This window comes from Eisenbergiella sp. OF01-20 (genome assembly GCF_003478085.1).
Lineage (GTDB): Bacteria > Bacillota > Clostridia > Lachnospirales > Lachnospiraceae > Eisenbergiella.
Map to the genome: position 1 here is coordinate 33,552 of NZ_QUES01000015.1, position 17,468 is coordinate 51,019.

Genomic DNA, 17,468 nt, shown 5'->3' on the forward strand with positions numbered 1-17,468 from the left:
TTTTCTTTCCTGCGGGTACCGCATCAGCGGTATTGGTTATGCCAACGGGTAACGGTTCCGGACCTGCCCGGTTACGGCAATGGTTTCTTTTCCTGAAAAAGCATGGGAAGGAAGTCCCTGATACACTGCCGCCAGACATTCCAGTCATGGCCGCCTTCGTATTCCTTCCGGACACAGGGTATTTTGTTTTCCTCACAGAATACATCATCCTCTGCAAATTGTTCCCAAAATTCATCCTGCCTGCCCATCCCGCGGAAAAACAGACGCTGCTCTTTCTGAAAACGTTCTTCCTTCATGACAGCCAGAAAACTGTTATCCGGATTATTACCCATAAAATTATGCATGAAACCGCTGAAAAGCCCTTCCCAGGCAAACAGCTCCGGATGGCTGCAGACAGTTACGCTGGTCTGCATGGATCCCATGGAAAGGCCGGCCATAGCACGAAATTCCCGTCCCGCCTTTACCCGGTATTTCTTTTCTATAAAAGGAATGATATCCTCCACCAGCTCCTCCGGGAACAGATTATGCCGCAGGATAGATTCTCCTTCCGCCGTTTCATCCATTACCATGCCGTTTGCCATGACAATGAGCATAGGAACCGCCTTTTCCCTGGCAAGAAGATTGTCCATAATATGGTTCACCTTTCCCTGCCAAACCCAGCCCCGTTCATTTTCCCCGAAGCCGTGCTGCAGATAAAGGACCGGATAAGGATCCCTGTTTTCTTCATAGCCCGGTGGTACATAAACGATGCAGGTTTCCGTCCTTCCCGTCACGGCGGAGTTATAATATTCATGCCGGATATCTCCGTGGGGCACATCCTTCATCTGGAAAAACTCCGGTACCGGCCCGATTTCAATGTAGTTCACAGGCCTTGCAAACCCATATCCGACAGGAAGAAAAGGACTGAGGGCCAGACAATTGTCCACATACAGATGCACATAATAAAAACCGGCATCCAGAGGCAGATCCACTGTCCACACATCCTTTTCCGTTTCCAGGAAAGGATACATGATATCCCCGATCTGCAGCTGTACATTCATGGCATTGGGATAGCGAAGCCGGATATAGGGCCTTCCTTCCGCCCGGTACATAAGCCCCTCCTGGGAATTGTGAGAGACCGGCTTTTCGTCCGTTTCCACCATCACCGGCCTGCTGTATGCGCAGGACTGCTCCACCACGGCAGGATTGTCCATCCATTCCTTTCCCGCTTCTATCTGCTCTCTTACCTCAATCGTGAGATTTTCCGTTACAGCCTCCGCATCCCGCAGCGTTTTCAGCACGCCATCCAGATTACTTCCCAGACGCTTCCGGCTTTTAGCAAGACCCTCCACAATAATATGTATTTTTCCGGAAGCCTCCGACAGCATGGCATAAATATTATCCAGATTATCTCCTTTTGACTCCGGAAGATTCAGCTTTCCCTGCAGATACCGGTACATTTCCTCCCTGGACCCGATTCCTGCAAAGTTCAGTTTAATCATACCTTTTTCCTTTTCCCTCTCATTTTCTTTCATCCGTTGTCCCTTCCTTCCGCACGTTTCCCGCGTAAGAGCGCGTCTGTACAGACACTCTAATCTCCTGCAATCGCTTTTCGGAGCTTGCTCTTTATTCTCTGCAGGGCATTATCCGTACTTTTGCCGTCCTTTCCCAGGACTCTGGCGATCTGGTTGTAGCTCATACCGGTGATATAAAGATCCAGGACCTGTTTTTCAAAGGTACTTAATTCCTTTTCAATGGCCTGCTCCAGCACCTCCACATTTTCCCGGTCAATAAACAGCTCCTCGGGACTCAACTCCAGGGCCGCAGGTATGGCATTCATCAGGCTGGTTTCTTCATTTCCTTCACTGTCCTGGCCGCCGTTCCCCCCATACAGAGAGATATAGGTATTCAGGGGCATGTGCTTTTTCCGGGAGGATGCCTGCACCGCCGTATACATCTGGCGGGAGACGCACAAATCCGCAAAGGTGCTGAAGCTGGCATCCCTGCCGCTGTCATAATCCCGGATAGCCTTGAACAGCCCTATCATACCCTCCTGAATCAGATCGTTGCTGTCTCCGCCGAGAAGGTACATGGATTTGGCTTTTGTCTTTACCATACCTTTATATTTTTCCATAATATAATCGGTGATATCGTTTTCTCCGTCTCTGAGAAGTACGATCAGCTCCTCATCGCTGTATTCCCCATAAGATTCTTTCATTGGGAATCCATTCCTTTCTGCTGCCTGTCCTGCTCTCTTGCCTGCAGGATACGGATTAAATCCGCCGCCACATGCTCACCCAGAATCTCATAGCCATCCGCATTGGGGTGGACGCCGTCCGGCATAAAATGCAGCACGTTATCTTTGTCATGGCCGTCCAGAATATTGGAATTATACAAATCAATCACTTCCATCCCATGCTCCCGGGCAAGCTCTTTGGTAACTTCCGCAAATTTATCCTGGGAAATCAGGTACGGATGCTGGGTTTTCAGATAATCCTGGAGACTGTTGGGCAATGGTGTCATAAAAATTACTTCGGCATGCGGATAATCTTCTATAAGGCCATCCATGAGTTCGTCCAGATCTCCCCAGAAGGTACGTTTTTTCCTCTCTGCAGAGTTCCCGAACTCCACAAGGCTGGCACAAAAGCCGTCATTGGTCCCTCCCATCACCAGGATGATATCACTGTCCTCAGGGATATCCTGATATCGGTCCACAAAAGCATCGGCCCAGTACCTTCCTATAGAGGATCCGCCTATCCCTAAGTTATATACGTGACTGGCATCCAGGGCTTCCTGAAGTACGTGGGGATATGCCAGTTCCTGATAATTCTCTATACTGTCCAGATTTACCGCCTGGGTAATGCTGTCTCCCAGACAAGTGATTTTGATATCGGAGAAATCAATGTTATTTTCAGATATAGTTCTTTTATCCTGTTCGCTCACCAGAAGCGTTTCCGTATGGGAACTGCGCACCTCCTGACGCTGCTCCAGGGTATACTGCTTCTTTCCGAAGGGATCCGGCAGCCTGGACTCGTTTTTCCCTTTCCGGAGCACGATATCACTGCCGGATACGGTATTGCCGGATGTGGTGTTACCGGAAATATCATTGCCGGATATGCCGTCACCGGAAAGGCCGTTACCGGATTCATCATTGGCGGATATGCCATGGCCCGCCTCATTCCCGGATACGTCGCGGTCGGCTCCGCGGCTGCCGGATGACTCTTTATCCGGTTTCTCCTGGTCAGACTTTCCGCTGCCGGATGGCTCTTTATCCGATCCGTCACGGTCAGACTTTCCGCCGCCCGGTTCATCGCTCCGGTCTTCCCCGTTTGTTTCCTCCCCGGCAGATGCATCATTGCCGGAAATACTGCTGCCTGATACGGTATTGCCCGAAACTGCGTTACCGGAAACCGAATTGCCCGACAGGGTATTGCCTGAAACATCGCCGCAGGGCCGAAGCAGCTGCCTGGCGGGAATTTTATTGCCGGATACCGCCGATCTTTCCTGTTCTCCGGGAATATCATCTTCCGATACCCCGTTTCCGGATACCTCGTTACCGCTCACCGAATAGCCGCTCACCTGGCTGTCCAACAGCTGATTACCGGATATGTGGCTTTCATCCCCTGTATTTTGGGACACGCCGGAAGCCTCTTCCTCTCCGTCTTGTTCTCCGGAATAAATGAAATTCTCTTCTGTTTCCGCTGCGGGCGCACCGTCCTGCGTTGTGCCGGACTGCTGCACGGATCCAACATTCTGAACCTCATCGCTGTCCGCCTGGACGGCAGGGACGTCGGAAGGCTCTTGTTCTTTCCCGGGTGAACAGGCTGCCGCCAGCGATAACAGGAATACAGCCAGCAGACCGCATCCCGTTATTTTTAGAAAGTTATATTTTTTCATTATAATTGACGCTGTCTTACGATTTCATATGCCAGTACTCCTGCTGCCACAGAAGCGTTCAGGGAATCGATATTTCCTTTCATGGGTATCGCTGCGATAAAGTCACAGTTTTCTTTCACCAGGCGTCCCACGCCCTCTCCTTCATTTCCGATTACCAGGCCTATGGGGCCTGTAAGGTTCAGATCATACATTCTGGTTCCGTCCATGTCCGCACAGACAAACCACATCCCTTTCTTTTTCAGTTCCTCCATAGTCTTAACCAGATTGGTAACTTTGGCGACGGGTGTATAATTCAATGCGCCTGCGGAGGTACGGGCCACAGTGGCCGTAAGGCCTGCCGCCCGGTTTTTAGGAATAATCACGCCGTGGGCACCCGCCAGATTGGCAGTACGGATAATCGCGCCAAGATTGTGGGGGTCTTCTATATTATCCAGCAATAGCAGAAACGGAGGTTCCTGCTTTTCCTCTGCCAGCTTCAGGATATCATCCACCTGCGCATACTCATAAGCTGCCGCATAGGCAATAACCCCCTGGTGTTTTCCGGTTTCGGACATCTGATCCAGCCGTTCCCTGGACACAAATTTGATGAGGCAGTCCGTCTTTTTAGCTTCCCTCTTAATGGTCATGATGGGTCCGTCCTGGCAGTTGTCCAGGATGAAAACCCTGTCGATGGTTTTTCCGGAACGGAATGCCTCGATTACCGCATTGCGCCCTTCTATTGTCAGTTGTTCGTATCTCATAGCAGCTCCTTTTTTATAGATGGATATCCAGTTCCTGCAGGGACAGCTTCAGCAGCTCCATAAGCCTGTCCATACGGCCGTCCAGATAAAGATAGCCGTACAGGGCTTCCAGGCCGGTGGCCTTCCTGTAATCTCCCACAGTGGCGTTCTTGGCCGTGGTATAGGATTTGGCATTCCTGCCTCTCCGGTATACGGCCTGCTCCTGGGGAGTGAGAAAACCCTGGATCGCTTCTCCCATCAGGGCCTGGGTCTGGGCTTTGGCCAGACGGCTTTTTTCCTTATGAAGCCGGTTGGGAGAGGCATTGTGGCGTTCCACCACCACTGTCCGTATGATCAGATCATAAATGCAGTCTCCCACAAAGGCAAGAGTCAAGGGGGAGTAGGTTCTCAGATCTACTTCCCCCAACCCGAATTCTCTTTTTATCTGCTCCAGCAGGTTCATGCTCTCTTCCATTTCACTCCTTCGCGGGTGTCCTCCAGGATAATGCCCTTTGCCAGCAGCTCATCCCTGATTTCATCCGCCCTGGCAAAGTTCTTTTCTTTTCTGGCGGCCTGCCGTTCGGCGATTAAGGCTTCTATGGCCTCATCCAGCATTTCTTCTTTTTTCTCCACGATCAGCCCGCATACATCGGAAAGCTCCTTGATTTCATCCAGAAGCGCCTTGAGATAGGCTGCCGTATTCTCCGCACCGCTATTGGTATTGGCGAATTTGACCAGTTCAAAAATAGCGGCAATGGCATCGGCAGTGTTAAAATCATCCTCCATCGCTTCATCAAACTTGGCGGCAAAACCTGCCGCTTCCTCCAGAAGCGCCTTTTCTTCCAAAGTCATCTGACCGGCCTGCGCTTTCTCCAGAAGGAAATTCAGGTTGTCTGCGGCGGTGCAGATCCTGTCCAGGCCGTTCTTTGCCGCTTCCATCAGCTCATCGCTGAAGTTCAGAGGGCTTCTGTAATGGGCGGAAAGCATGAAGAAACGGACTACCTGGGGATCGTATTTCGCCACAATATCACGCACGGTAAAAAAGTTTCCGGCCGACTTGCTCATTTTCTTATTATCAATGTTCAGGAAGGCATTATGCATCCAGTATCTGGCGAAGGGTTTGCCGTTAGCTGCCTCCGACTGGGCAATTTCGTTTTCATGATGGGGGAATACCAGATCCTCCCCGCCCGCATGGATATCGATTTCTTCCCCCAGATATTTCCTGCTCATAACGGAGCATTCAATATGCCAGCCGGGACGTCCGTTGCACCAGGGGGATTCCCAATAGGGTTCGCCGTCTTTTTTAGGCTTCCAGAGGACAAAATCCAGCGGGTCTTCCTTCTGATCCTCTCCGGATACCAGAAGGGAGCGCTTGCCGCCTTCCAGATCATCCAGGTTTTTGTGGGAAAGCTTTCCGTATTCCTTAAAGCTCCTCACGCGGAAATATACGGTTCCGTCCGCCGCCGCATAAGCATGGCCGTCCTCGATCAGCTTCCCTATCATTTCCAGCATACCGCAGATTTCCTGCGTTGCCTGGGGATGGGTGGTTGCAGGCTTCACATGGAGTGCCTCCATATCCTTTTTGCATTCCGCAATATAGCGTTCGGAAATAACGGAGGAATCCACACCCTCCTCGATGGCTTTCTTAATGATTTTGTCATCCACATCGGTAAAGTTGCTTACATAATTTACTTTTAACCCCTTGTATTCAAAATAGCGGCGCACCGTATCGAATACGATCATCGGGCGGGCATTGCCTATATGGATCAGATTATACACGGTGGGCCCGCAGACATACATCTTAACCTCGCCGGGCGTAAGGGGCACAAATTCTTCTTTTCTCTTTGTGAGGGTATTATAGATTTTCATCTTCTTAAGGTTCTCCTTTTTCTCTATATTCGTGAAGACTTACCGCTTCTGACAGCACTTTTCGGTTTCATGGCACCGTTCCTTCCGGCTGCATTCCCGGCGGAAGCTGCATTCGCCTTCTTCACACATTTTTTCTTCTGTTCTTTTAAGGTAACGCACTTGGGCTTCCAGGTCAAGCAGTCTGTTAATTAATTCGCTGTTGGCATGCTGTAAATTGGAAATATCCTCTTTTACCGGGTCCGGCAGGTTCACCTGATCCATGGTATCCCGGGGTATGGGCTGGTTTCCGCGCTTTACTACCCGTCCGGGGACACCTACCACAGTGGAGTTGGGCGGCACCTCGTCAAGTACCACGCTTCCCGCCCCGATTTTGGAATTCTCGCCGATGGTAAAGGAACCCAGGACCTTGGCCCCCGCGCTTATCATTACGTTATCCCCGACAGTTGGGTGGCGCTTGCCGTGCTCCTTGCCTGTTCCTCCCAGCGTTACCCCCTGATAGAGGGTTACGTTATCCCCTATTATGGCTGTTTCTCCGATAATAACTCCATTTCCGTGATCGATAAAAAACCCTTTACCGATTTGCGCGCCGGGGTGGATCTCAATCCCTGTTTTACGCACGCCTCTCTGGGATATCCATCTAGCCAGGAAAAAGTGGCCTGACCGGTACAGCCTGTGGGCCAGCCGGTAATGGAGCATAGCCTTGAAGCTGGGATACAGAAATACCTCCATGGGAGAATGGATGGCAGGATCCCGCTCCCTGATTATCTGTATTTCTTCTTTGCATTTTCTGATTATACCCATTTTTCTTCCTTCTTTCCTATGGGATTGACAGATGACACCAATCTGACTGTCCGCCGCTTCTACGGTTCCGATGCCTTGCGCCTTCTGATCCGCAACGAAAAAACGCGCCTTCTTCCATACTCTGCTAAGAGACGGTTGAAGCCGCGGTTCCACTCTGCTTCAGGCAATAGCCTGCACTTATATCGCGTAACGTGCGTTAACGTATCCGGTTAAAGGGAATCCCTTCCTTTCACCGGATCAGCTCCCGGAGGCACTTTCAGCTGTCCTTGCCGGGAATGCTTGCAGCCGGTGACATTCCCTCTCTGCGGCAGAATACATACCTACTCTTTCCGTTCTTCGCCTTTTCCTATCGTTGGATCGATGTCTGTATATACAGGATATGCAAAATTACATTTTTTGTCAACTTTTTTGTTAGTATTCCGGCTACACGATTTCATTAATGCATATATCCCGGAGCGTCTTAACCTGTTCCAGGCTGCGCAGCAGCCCCATCTTTTCCCAGAGATAACTTCCTTTAAAAGTAAAGCATTTGTCCGCCGGCGCTCTTCCGAACAGAAATGCGCATAACCGTTCCGGGGAGGTTTCTGCATACAGCTTTCCGCAAACGTCCGCCTCCGGCAGCTTCTGTACCGTGCTTTCCTCCGGACCTGCTTTCCAGCAATAGAAGCCGTTGTTCATTTCTATCAGAGGATCCGTGTATTGCAGAAGGATTTCCATTCTCTGCCTGGATTGGATTAGGGAAAGCATTGCGGGAAGATGAACTATCCTGCCCATAATGGCGGGCCTGCATTCCGGGGCCTGTTCCATAAGAAGCTCTTCGTATTCGGGAAGAACCATGGCCTCCTGGATTTCCGCCTCTTTTTCTCGTCCATAGAAAAAATAGCCCACAATCGTCCCTTCATCCAGTAAGAGGAAGATATCCCCCTGCTGGGCATACATTTCCTTCAGCGCCAGCCGGAAATAGTCCTCCGAACGCTGCGTGTACAGCTGGTACCTGCGTTCAAGCTGGGCGGAGGCAAAATCTGCCAGGCCGGGTATATCCTCCTCTTCCAGAGGGCGTATTTCCAGCGCCCCGGAGCCTCCCTGCAGCTTTTCCTCCCGTACATCCTCTGCCGCCTGCAGGATTTTGCGTTCATAACGGACGGCTTCCGCCGCTCTGGCCTCTCCCTCCAAAAGAGAGTAAACCTTCAGCGCCAGATCCGTCTGCAGCCTCCACCGCGGCTTGTCATAAATATAGGAAAACTGGAACGGCTCATAAATCGCCGGGGAAGCCGGCATCAGATACAGAAACGGACGTTCCCTCCCATACCGTTCCAGGCAGGCTTCCTTCAAAAGCCTGCCCATATAACCTCTGTGCCGCCATTTCTCCCTTGTAGCCACTCCCACCACATAATCGGATTCCACCAACCGGCAGGAACCTCCGCTTTTCATGCACAGCCTGTAGGGGGTCAGATACAGCATCGCCAGATCTTGTCCGTCCTCCTCCAAAACCAGGGCTGTGTTTTTTTCCGCTTTGTTCTCAAAATAGTAATCGTTAAAAAGCCTGGTGTCCTCAAAGAAAACTTCTTCCCACAGAGGACGCAGGCTGCAGCAGGCGCCGCCTTCTATTTTTTTTATCTGTTGCATATGCACATCCATTTTTTATCCAGCCTTTACTGTGTTCCGGCCTTCGGGCAGCCACCGCAGCCTGTACATCCGGCATCGATATCTGAAGAATAAAGTCCATAGGGTGTATTTAAAAGGCAGACTGCCTGGGATGAAATCCCTTCTCCCGTACCGGTAAAACCCAGCCCTTCCTCTGTAGTCGCCTTTACATTCACCTGGGAAACTTCGATCTGAAGAGCCCGGGCGATATTTTCTCTCATGGTATCAATAAAAGGCCGCATTTTCGGGGCCTGGGCGATAATCGTCGCATCGATATTTTCAATAAGGAAACTGTGCTCCTCCAGAAGCTGTCCCACCTTCTTTAAAAGCTCCATACTGCTGATCCCCTTATAAGCAGGATCGGAATCCGGAAAATGCGTTCCGATATCTCCAAGGGCCGCTGCGCCAAGAAGGGCGTCCATTATGGCGTGGAGAAGTACGTCCGCATCCGAATGGCCAAGAAGCCCTTTTTCATAAGGGATGTCCACCCCGCCGATTATCAGCTTTCTTCCTTCGGTCAGACGGTGTACATCATATCCCATTCCTATTCTCATCTATAATTCTCCTTACATTCTTTGTAACAGCCCAGACAAGTCTGATCGACGTCTGGTGAAAGTATACCACAATTCCGGAATAAATAACAGGCAGAGCGTTCTTCATTTTTTCTCATGTTGCTGGTAACGGCCCTTTGCACCTGCCATCCAATGGTTTTGCCTGCCCGTTTACCCTCCCGGCTTTACTCCGGGGGTGGCGGTGCTGCAAGGATTCCTGGAAGGGGCGTCTGAAAACGCCAGTCCTTACGCTGTGTCCTTTACAGCGTTAGTACTGCTGCGTTTTTAACCGAGCGAGAGCGCACCCTGGAAGGAACCTTGCAGCACCGCCACCCCCGGAGTAAAGCCGGGAGGGTAAACGGGCAGGCAAAACCACTGGACGGCAGGCGCAAAGGGCCGTTACCAGCAACATGCCTGTCTGATTATCTCCTCAGAACCGCTTCGATTCCGTCCGCCGCTTTTGCCGCGCCGCCGGCCTTCCGGAGAGTGTCCCCAATCCGTCGTGCACAGTCCCGGTAATCCTCCTTCTCCAGTATCTGCCTTACGGCATCCTTTACCGCTGCCGGATATATGTTTTTCAACAGGATACCTGCTCCCAGTTCCTGTGTCCTGCGGGCCACGGCCCCTTCTTCGGGCTGCTGGGGAAACAGCACAAGAGGGACGCCGAAGTAAAGGCTTTCACTCACACTGTTCATACCGCAGTGGGTTATAAAGACACGGGCCTGCTGCAGGGTGCGCAGCTGATCCACCCTGGGTTCTATACGGAAATTAGCGGGAATGCTCCCCAGCGAGGAAATATCGGTATGCATTCCCACCGCCATTATGACATCTGCATCCTCTTCCTTTAACGCTTCCATACAGCTGCGGTAAAAGCCCTCCTGCTTATTCAGCACCGTCCCCAGGGAAATATAAATGACCGGCCGGCCGTTTACAGCCCGGGACGGGGAAGGCACAGACAGGGACGGCCCCGTAAACCGGTACCTGGAAGAAAACGTATCCGCCATCGGCTGGAATTCCCTGGAGGTATAAACAATCGTATCCGTATCGTTATCATTTTGTATCAGTTCGTAAAATTTATCCACACCATAACCATGCTGCCGCAGCTCCTTCATCCTCTCCTTTATCTCCCTCATACCGGTCATCATGCGGAACAAGTCCCCCGGCTTCTGTTTCATCAGCTTTGCGGTATATCTGTTAAAGGCAAACGTGGTCGTGGAACACACATAGGGGATCCCAAGCTTCCCCGCATACAGCTTTCCCCAGATGCAAATGGAATCCGATACAATACAATCCGGCCTCCATTTACGGAAATCCTCCATGACCCGATCCTCCATAGCCAGCGTTACATGAACCGTCATAGACAGCAGCGAGGCCAGATCCTTCCCCACCTTTTTATCAATATCCGCCGGAACCGGAGGCATATACTCATCACAGCATACACAGTCAGCACCCGCCGCTTCTATCCGGTCCCGGAATTCAGCAAACGAATAATAACGGATCGCATGCCCCCTGCCAGCCAGTTCACGAACCACCTCCAACGTAGGGTTCGTATGACCGTAAGCATAAATATTAAAAAAAGCAATCCTTCCCATTTACATCCTCCTTTTTAATACTTTTTATAATTTGTTTTATATGTATTACTTTTCTTACTTTTATGCTTAAATCATACTCCCGTCAATGCGGAATGTCAACATTAAAAAAGCTCCGAACGCGGGAAAGAACCAGCTGGGTTATCATTCACGGCCCCTATTCTTCTTCCGTCTCCTTTCTGTTAAAAACATCTTCAAACAGCTGCACCGTACTGTCAAAAGGCAGGATCCCTATCCCCTGCTCTTCGTCCGCGAGCATGAGAAGCATATCCCCGGGTTCAATCCCGAACATATCCCTCACTTCCTTCGGCACAACTATCTGTCCCTTTGGCCCCACTTTGACCGATGCTACGAATTTTCCCTTGGGCGGCTTAATCTTTGCCATATCCGTTTCCTCCTTATATCTGCCTTTGGATCTACAGTTATACTTGTAAGAAAAATCGTACCATCATTCCGGCAGGCCGTCAACTCCTTTGGTTTTGTTGATGCATATCCGCGAGGCCGAACAGCCGGTTTAATATGGGAACCCTGCAAAAGCACAGGCACAGCAGGATAGCCGCGGCAAGGGAAAACAGGAAAACAAGAAGATAGTTCCACAGCACAGGAAGCGATAATCTGCCGGTCAAAAACCAGACGGCATAGACCATAGGCACCTAATAGAAGAGTTCCGTGAACCAATGCTTCTCACGCAGAAAGAGACGTACCCTTCCATACTCGCTTCCTGCTTCGCTTTCTGGAAAGGCAACGCCTCTCTTCTTGAACTATTGAATAAGAACAATATCACATATCTGCTGTTCGGCAGATATCTGGAATGTATTTCTTCCCTTCCCTGGCTGTTTCCTTCCCGGGAAAGCCTCCCGGACGACAGGGATTCCTTTGCCTGCAGCCTGTCCTATCATTCGGGCGGGTTCTGGAGCGTGCTGACCTATTGGATCATAAACGGCTGCCGGCTGCCGGAAGAAATGCTTGCCGGCATTCTCTGTTCCCAGATGCCGGGAATCTGTCAAAAGGAATCTGCCGTATACCAGAATACCGGCAGCGGGAACCAGCCTGCCGGAGAAGGAACCTCCATGTAACGGCCATAATCGGAAAGCAGGAGCTGCTGGGCCTGCTGTTTTTCCAGTACAACGGCACCCGGCAGAGCCTTTCTTTCCACACAGACTCCGGCATCCGTCACCCGTACCGTTACGGGCTGTCCGTCCAGATATGCGGAGAATTCACCGGGCGTAAGGCCGAGGGTATTCTGTTTCAGGGTCAGATAGGCTTCCAATACATTGGCAAAATCAAATATCTGGTACATGCCGCTGGGTTCTGTGGAATAATATTCCGCAAAACGGCCGATGCATTGATTCAGGTTCTTATCAAAGGCAGGGACATATATTTCCGTTTCCTGTACCCCTGCATATGCCAGATAGGCCTTTACCGCCGCTTCCAGATCCTCCTGCCGCTCCGTCACCAGCTCATAGATCGTTTTCCCGTCTTTACCGGTCAGAAGATAGCCTGCCAGCTGGCCGTCCTTCTTTATGGCGAGAGGCCTCTCATCTGCAGTTTCCACAATGGTTAAAACCGATTCCGGCTCCCTCGTTACCCAGAACGGACGTTCCTCGTTTTTCCTGCAGACAAAAGCTGCCGCCCCTTCCGCTTCCCGGAGGGGAACAAAGGAGATCCCCTGTATATCCGTCCGTTTCAGGGCATGGCGGATATTGTCCCCTGTCACCGTATATTTTACCTGGACGCCGCCCCTGGTAAAGCCGAAGTATTCATATCTCTGCCTCTGTCCGCCCAGAACAGCCAGATCACAGGTCTTTCGCATTTCCTTCAGCCAGTCCTCCATGAGGATTTTCATATGTCCTTCTCCCCGCGCTTTGGGATGTACGGAAACCGTACCCACATACCCTGCCCGCAGAGGATGTCCTCCTGCCATAAGTGTTTCCGGCAGCACCGCAATCTGGGCGCGCAGCTTTCCCTTCTCATCCACAGCAACCCGATGCATAAAAGCGGACTCCACGCCTTCCCCGTAAACCTTTGGTATCAATGTTTCAAAATCATGAGGACAGTGGGCTTTGCTGAAAACATAATTCGCCAGTTCTATGTATGCTTCCCGTTCTTCCGGCTTCGCTATTCTGTATTCACTCATTCCTTTTCGTACCTCTTTCCCTGTTTTATCATGTTTTAGCGCCAGTGTACCCCATATCCATCCGGCTGTCAATCCTAAACCGAAGCCATATTACCTTGCCTGGAGGATCTCTGACGGCTCTCCCTCCCGGGCGTCCTTCCCGGCTGATTCCGCCCAGTTTGCAGCCTCCTGTTCAAAAATTTTGTCTACCATTTCATTTATCTCGGTTCCCGCAGGCAGCCCCACTCCTTTCAGGGCCTTATCGTACCGGGAAAAGGTAAGGGATGCTTTCTGTCCGTTGACCCCGATTACATCTATGGTTATATCCGGATCATTGCTCCCGTAACCCTGGCAGTTATAAATACATTCCCTGACTTCCCCGTTCACCAGGTTTGCCTTTTCCGCTAAAGCCTTTGCCAGCTTGCTATATTCTGACGGATTCTGTGCCAGAGCCTTATCCGGTCCCAAATCCACCGTTACGCTGAGCGTCCTTCCGTAAGCTGCGCTAAAGCCTTCTCCGGTAACCGCATCAATGGAAAATGAATAGCCGGTATCTGCCGGCGTCCTGCTCTTGCCGAATCTCACATCACCGTTCCAGGATGCCCTGGGGAAGGTATATGTCCCGGTATCATAGCCCATATAGATCGTGGCGCCGTCCAGTTTTACCCCAAACAGCTTCCAAAGCAGCTGCGCCCCTATTTCCGCCGCTTCTTCCTGTGTCAGATCCTTTTCCGTCGGCTTTTTGTCCTGGTAATATTCCAGCGGATCCGCCACAACAGTATAAGCCGCTTTCTGATACCCTTCCGGTACCGTCCGGTTTTCTGCGGATGCGGGCAGAGTATACGCAGTGGGAATCGTCTGTATCCCCCCCATATCCACCGCAGCAGCGGCTTCCGCCAGACTGCTGAATAAAGCGGTACATCCTATCACCATTCCCAGCGCCGCGCAAACGGCAATTCCTGTTTTCCCTTTGTTTTTTCTTATTTTTCTCATAATTCTTACCTGCCTTTCTTTTTGATAAGGCTACTATAATACGGGAATATCAGAAAGTTATCACCGACTTGTTACCGACTTATTAAAAGGAAAATATATGTGTACCGTTGTACCTTTCTGCGGAGAAGATTCCATCCGCATAACCGCCTGATGGGCATCGGCAATCTGTTCGCACAGGGAAAGCCCCAGGCCGGCTCCGCCTTCTTTCCGGCTGCGTGCCTTATCCACCCGGTAAAAAGCTTCCTTCACCCGGGGAAGTTCCTCCGCCGGGATCCCTCTTCCATTATCCGAAACGCAAAGAACCGCTTTTTTGCCTTCCGCAAAAGCGCTGACCCGGATCCTTCCTCCGCTTTCACAGGCCTTGATGCTGTTGTCAATCAGATTGATCAGCAGGCTTTCCAAAAGTTCCCGGTTCCCGGTAAGCACATCCAGCTCCGGCTGAAACGTTATGGTTATCCCCCTTTTTTCAGCCTTGGAGCGCATCGTATATCCCACCGCTTCAAAAAGATGCCTGACCGGGATTTTTTCCCACACCATTTCCTCTCCCCGCAGCGCAGCAAGCTCCAGAAGCTGCCGGGACAAATTGGACAGCCGGCGGCATTCCGACATAATATAACCGGCGCAGGCCGTTTTGTCCTCCTCCGTGACAGCGGCCTTCTGGAGATATTCCCCATAGCCGTATATGGCGGTGAGGGGGGTCCGCAGCTCATGGGCAAAATTATCCACAAGGCGCTGCTTCTGTTCGGCGGCTTCCCGGAGGGCGGCTATCTGCTTTTCGATGGTGGATGCCATCTCATTAAAGCTTTTTGCCATAGCCGCCACCTCATCCTTTCCTTTGTCCGGCAGCCTGCCCTGCAAATCCCCGGCCGCAATGCTGAGGGAGGTTTCCGCAATCTGCTGCAGCGGGGCGAACAAACGGTTCAGCAAAGCCAGGAGGCAGAGGGACAGAAGGAGGGAACAGACGCTTCCCCCCAGGAAAAGGGTATTTTTCAGTTTGTTCCAGCTCTCATATTTTGCCTTCATATCATACCGGTAAACCAGCGTATAATCCTCCCAGGGATCCGGAAACTTACCTTCTACATAAAGATACAGCCCTTCTGTCCAAAGCCTGCGGAACCCTTCGCCGGAAGCGCCCCTGCCGGCCATATCCCATTCCGGCATATCCCCGGCATCACTATACCGCAGTTTTTCTCCCTGATACAAAAACAACGCCCTCCGTTTATCCCTCCTGTATTGGGTATAAGGCTCCATAAGCTTTGCCGGATCATAACCGGTCTCCCCGCTCCTGCTGCTTTCCGCCTGCATATCCCGCATCAGGGATGAAAGGATGAAATAATGCTCAGAAAGAGCCATTTCCTCCTGTACATCCCTTTTTTCATTCCACAGCATGACGGATAGCAGAAGAATGGCTCCATTGAAAAATAAAAGGAACATAAACTGCGTGGTAAAAAAAGTCTTTTTTTTCATTTCGGTATCTCCAGCCGGTATCCCAGCTTATAGACGGTTTTAATACATTTCTCCAACCCCAGCTTTTTGCGCAGCTTCTGGATATGGACATCTACGGTTCTGATATCTCCTTCATAATCATATCCCCATACCAAATCCAGGAGACGTTCCCGGGACAGAGCGATATTCCGGTTCTTTACCAGGGTTTCCAGCAGTTCATACTCCCGGGGTGTGCACTCGGTTTCCTGTCCGTCCTTCTCGATTGTCCGGCTTATGAAATCAATCCGAATCCCGTAAAAGACGAAATCGGTCCCGCTTTTCCTGGTCCGGCGTAGCACGGCCTCCACCCTGGCCAAAAGCTCCAGCATTTCAAAAGGCTTGATAATATAGTCATCCGCTCCCATGCGCAGGCCCTTCACCCGATCGGAAAGCCCTCCTTTAGCCGTGAGGAAAATCGTGGGCACATGCTCCACGGTCTGATACACTTCAAAGCCGTCTGCTCCCGGCAGCATAATATCCAGCAGCATCAGATCAAACTGCTCCTCCTCCAGCCGCCGGATCGCCTCCTCCCCGTCATATGCGGACACACAGCGGTGCCCTACAAGCTCCAGATTTCTCCGGACAAGCTCGTTGATTGCCGTTTCATCTTCTACGATCAATATATCCGCCATAATCTTCTCTTTTCTCCAGGGATTTTTTTCGTATCTATAGTTTAATGCAAAGTTATTATAAAGTTATTAAAGCCGAAGCCTTCTGTGCCGGATTCTGTTTAAAAAAGGCAAAGCATAAGCGGAGGCAGCGTTATGCGCCTCCGCTTTGCAATTGGTTTTTATTTCAGTTTACTTTCCAGCTCTTTTATGCGTTTAAGAGCCTGTGCATACTTCATTCTTTCTTCTTCAAGCTCTTTCCTTTCTTCTTCCCGCCTTTTCCTTTCTTCCTCCAGAGCTGCCGCTTGGGCATCAATCGTCTCCTGCATCTCATCAATCATATACTGCACCGTATTCCGATCCAGTTCCCGCAATTCCTTCGAAAACATACCCATCACCTTTTCCATATTCCGGCAGATTCCATAAATATCGTCATACAGTTCCCTGAACATCGGATATTTATCTATCAGCTCAATTATCCGTTCCGGATCTTCGGAACTAAAAAACATAAACCACGCATCCAGTTCCTTATCTATCCTTTTATTTTGCATATTTTTTCGAAAAATGTCAAGCGTTATGAAGATAAAATTCTGCAGAAGCCCCACTTCCAAACCTGTATCGAAGCCCCAATAGGATTTATGCAGATAGTTTTCCGGAACAGCATGAAACTCTCTTGCACTTTTCTCAAACAGTACAATAATATATACATTTTTGATATCCTTGTAGCTGAATTTCTGCTTTGCCCTGTTCTTTTCGTCCCGCACCCTTTTATACTGCCTTAACAGCAAATCTGCAGAATAACAGGCGCTGCGCTCTCCGGGAAAGGAATATCCGATTTTCTGGATTTCCACATTTGCCAGGCTGCCGTCTTCGAATTCTACCACGATATCCGTGATCAGCAGTGTATTCTCATCGGCAATCCTGCTGCCGTCATTCGGAATCACCTGGCGGATCGTTACCTCCTTCCCTATCAGTAACGACAGAAAACGGTTCAGCCTGGCGGGCGTATATTCCGGGCTCATAACCTCTTTAAAAAAAGAGTCATAAAGCACCTTTACCCCCTTCATCCCCGTGCAGAAATCCAAAAACTCCTCCTGCTGCGCGGGCTTCCAGCCGGCAAACTCCGCCTGCAGTCCGCTGTTCGCGCCAATCTCCTCCAACACCTCCTTTCGTTCCCTGATGAGCGGGAAATAATTCCTGAGCTTATTTGCCATAAA

At 50.7% G+C, this 17,468-nt stretch carries 17 protein-coding genes and 1 other annotated feature; of the genes, 1 reads left to right on the plus strand and 16 read right to left on the minus strand.

Annotation, left to right across the window (positions count from 1 at the left end):
- Positions 1-71 precede the first annotated feature (71 nt).
- The 11 genes from DXA36_RS17490 to DXA36_RS17540 form a co-directional block, all read right to left on the minus strand.
- A complete protein-coding gene (locus tag DXA36_RS17490) occupies positions 72-1,514 on the minus strand; it encodes an alpha/beta hydrolase-fold protein (protein WP_118680771.1) in 1,443 nt (480 codons plus the stop codon).
- 56 nt (positions 1,515-1,570) lie between these two features.
- Complete coding sequence (gene sigH, locus DXA36_RS17495; RefSeq protein ID WP_118680772.1) at positions 1,571-2,197, minus strand: RNA polymerase sporulation sigma factor SigH; 627 nt, start codon at positions 2,195-2,197, stop codon at positions 1,571-1,573.
- Complete coding sequence (locus tag DXA36_RS17500) at positions 2,194-3,876, minus strand: SGNH/GDSL hydrolase family protein (RefSeq protein ID WP_118680773.1); 1,683 nt, start codon at positions 3,874-3,876, stop codon at positions 2,194-2,196. The genes sigH and DXA36_RS17500 overlap by 4 nt, the downstream gene beginning before the upstream one ends.
- The gene (gene rlmB, locus DXA36_RS17505; RefSeq protein WP_118680774.1) at positions 3,876-4,616 is read right to left on the minus strand and encodes a 23S rRNA (guanosine(2251)-2'-O)-methyltransferase RlmB; all 741 of its coding nucleotides are present in this window, start codon (positions 4,614-4,616) and stop codon (positions 3,876-3,878) included. Before rlmB ends, DXA36_RS17500 begins: the two co-directional genes overlap by 1 nt.
- 13 nt (positions 4,617-4,629) lie before the next feature.
- Positions 4,630-5,070, minus strand: a complete 441-nt coding sequence (locus DXA36_RS17510; RefSeq protein ID WP_118680775.1) for a Mini-ribonuclease 3 — start codon at positions 5,068-5,070, stop codon at positions 4,630-4,632.
- Positions 5,055-6,464, minus strand: a complete 1,410-nt coding sequence (gene cysS, locus DXA36_RS17515) for a cysteine--tRNA ligase (RefSeq protein WP_118680776.1) — start codon at positions 6,462-6,464, stop codon at positions 5,055-5,057. Before cysS ends, DXA36_RS17510 begins: the two co-directional genes overlap by 16 nt.
- Positions 6,465-6,503: 39 nt before the next feature.
- Complete coding sequence (gene epsC, locus DXA36_RS17520) at positions 6,504-7,265, minus strand: serine O-acetyltransferase EpsC (protein WP_118680777.1); 762 nt, start codon at positions 7,263-7,265, stop codon at positions 6,504-6,506.
- A 124-nt stretch (positions 7,266-7,389) separates the two neighbouring features.
- Positions 7,390-7,611, minus strand: a binding site (T-box leader).
- A gap of 77 nt (positions 7,612-7,688) precedes the next feature.
- Complete coding sequence (locus DXA36_RS17525) at positions 7,689-8,891, minus strand: GNAT family N-acetyltransferase (RefSeq protein ID WP_182479133.1); 1,203 nt, start codon at positions 8,889-8,891, stop codon at positions 7,689-7,691.
- Between the two features lie 26 nt (positions 8,892-8,917).
- Positions 8,918-9,463: a 2-C-methyl-D-erythritol 2,4-cyclodiphosphate synthase gene (gene ispF / locus DXA36_RS17530; RefSeq protein WP_118680779.1), complete on the minus strand. Its 546-nt coding sequence runs from the start codon at positions 9,461-9,463 to the stop codon at positions 8,918-8,920.
- 419 nt (positions 9,464-9,882) lie between these two features.
- Positions 9,883-11,052 carry a macrolide family glycosyltransferase gene (locus DXA36_RS17535; RefSeq protein WP_118680780.1) on the minus strand — a complete coding sequence of 390 codons (1,170 nt, stop codon included), beginning with the start codon at positions 11,050-11,052 and terminating at the stop codon, positions 9,883-9,885.
- Between the two features lie 154 nt (positions 11,053-11,206).
- On the minus strand, positions 11,207-11,434 hold the full coding sequence (locus DXA36_RS17540; protein WP_118680781.1) for an AbrB/MazE/SpoVT family DNA-binding domain-containing protein: 228 nt from the start codon (positions 11,432-11,434) through the stop codon (positions 11,207-11,209).
- A 292-nt stretch (positions 11,435-11,726) separates the two neighbouring features.
- Here DXA36_RS17540 and DXA36_RS17550 point away from each other — a divergent pair, with 292 nt between their 5' ends.
- On the plus strand, positions 11,727-12,125 hold the full coding sequence (locus DXA36_RS17550; protein ID WP_118680783.1) for a hypothetical protein: 399 nt from the start codon (positions 11,727-11,729) through the stop codon (positions 12,123-12,125).
- Here the strand turns inward: DXA36_RS17550 and DXA36_RS17555 are convergent.
- The 5 genes from DXA36_RS17555 to DXA36_RS17575 form a co-directional block, all read right to left on the minus strand.
- Positions 12,053-13,186 carry a GNAT family N-acetyltransferase gene (locus tag DXA36_RS17555; RefSeq protein ID WP_118680784.1) on the minus strand — a complete coding sequence of 378 codons (1,134 nt, stop codon included), beginning with the start codon at positions 13,184-13,186 and terminating at the stop codon, positions 12,053-12,055. The genes DXA36_RS17550 and DXA36_RS17555 overlap by 73 nt on opposite strands.
- A 90-nt stretch (positions 13,187-13,276) precedes the next feature.
- Positions 13,277-14,158 (minus strand): hypothetical protein, encoded by an 882-nt coding sequence (locus DXA36_RS17560; RefSeq protein ID WP_118680785.1) that lies wholly within the window; start codon positions 14,156-14,158, stop codon positions 13,277-13,279.
- A 60-nt stretch (positions 14,159-14,218) separates the two neighbouring features.
- Positions 14,219-15,625, minus strand: a complete 1,407-nt coding sequence (locus DXA36_RS17565; RefSeq protein ID WP_118680786.1) for a HAMP domain-containing sensor histidine kinase — start codon at positions 15,623-15,625, stop codon at positions 14,219-14,221.
- Positions 15,622-16,275 (minus strand): response regulator transcription factor, encoded by a 654-nt coding sequence (locus DXA36_RS17570; protein WP_118680787.1) that lies wholly within the window; start codon positions 16,273-16,275, stop codon positions 15,622-15,624. The genes DXA36_RS17565 and DXA36_RS17570 overlap by 4 nt, the downstream gene beginning before the upstream one ends.
- A gap of 158 nt (positions 16,276-16,433) precedes the next feature.
- On the minus strand, positions 16,434-17,465 hold the full coding sequence (locus DXA36_RS17575) for a PD-(D/E)XK nuclease family transposase (RefSeq protein ID WP_118680788.1): 1,032 nt from the start codon (positions 17,463-17,465) through the stop codon (positions 16,434-16,436).
- Positions 17,466-17,468 lie beyond the last annotated feature (3 nt).

What these genes read in the sequence shown, in the direction of transcription:
- DXA36_RS17490 (WP_118680771.1), bottom strand. Translation starts at nt 1,514, where the DNA reads ATGAAAGAAAATGAGAGGGAAAAGGAAAAAGGTATGATTAAACTGAAC.
- sigH (WP_118680772.1), bottom strand. Translation starts at nt 2,197, where the DNA reads ATGAAAGAATCTTATGGGGAATACAGCGATGAGGAGCTGATCGTACTT.
- DXA36_RS17500 (WP_118680773.1), bottom strand. Translation starts at nt 3,876, where the DNA reads ATGAAAAAATATAACTTTCTAAAAATAACGGGATGCGGTCTGCTGGCT.
- rlmB (WP_118680774.1), bottom strand. Translation starts at nt 4,616, where the DNA reads ATGAGATACGAACAACTGACAATAGAAGGGCGCAATGCGGTAATCGAG.
- DXA36_RS17510 (WP_118680775.1), bottom strand. Translation starts at nt 5,070, where the DNA reads ATGGAAGAGAGCATGAACCTGCTGGAGCAGATAAAAAGAGAATTCGGG.
- cysS (WP_118680776.1), bottom strand. Translation starts at nt 6,464, where the DNA reads ATGAAAATCTATAATACCCTCACAAAGAGAAAAGAAGAATTTGTGCCC.
- epsC (WP_118680777.1), bottom strand. Translation starts at nt 7,265, where the DNA reads ATGGGTATAATCAGAAAATGCAAAGAAGAAATACAGATAATCAGGGAG.
- DXA36_RS17525 (WP_182479133.1), bottom strand. Translation starts at nt 8,891, where the DNA reads ATGCAACAGATAAAAAAAATAGAAGGCGGCGCCTGCTGCAGCCTGCGT.
- ispF (WP_118680779.1), bottom strand. Translation starts at nt 9,463, where the DNA reads ATGAGAATAGGAATGGGATATGATGTACACCGTCTGACCGAAGGAAGA.
- DXA36_RS17535 (WP_118680780.1), bottom strand. Translation starts at nt 11,052, where the DNA reads ATGGGAAGGATTGCTTTTTTTAATATTTATGCTTACGGTCATACGAAC.
- DXA36_RS17540 (WP_118680781.1), bottom strand. Translation starts at nt 11,434, where the DNA reads ATGGCAAAGATTAAGCCGCCCAAGGGAAAATTCGTAGCATCGGTCAAA.
- DXA36_RS17550 (WP_118680783.1), top strand. Translation starts at nt 11,727, where the DNA reads ATGCTTCTCACGCAGAAAGAGACGTACCCTTCCATACTCGCTTCCTGC.
- DXA36_RS17555 (WP_118680784.1), bottom strand. Translation starts at nt 13,186, where the DNA reads ATGAGTGAATACAGAATAGCGAAGCCGGAAGAACGGGAAGCATACATA.
- DXA36_RS17560 (WP_118680785.1), bottom strand. Translation starts at nt 14,158, where the DNA reads ATGAGAAAAATAAGAAAAAACAAAGGGAAAACAGGAATTGCCGTTTGC.
- DXA36_RS17565 (WP_118680786.1), bottom strand. Translation starts at nt 15,625, where the DNA reads ATGAAAAAAAAGACTTTTTTTACCACGCAGTTTATGTTCCTTTTATTT.
- DXA36_RS17570 (WP_118680787.1), bottom strand. Translation starts at nt 16,275, where the DNA reads ATGGCGGATATATTGATCGTAGAAGATGAAACGGCAATCAACGAGCTT.
- DXA36_RS17575 (WP_118680788.1), bottom strand. Translation starts at nt 17,465, where the DNA reads ATGGCAAATAAGCTCAGGAATTATTTCCCGCTCATCAGGGAACGAAAG.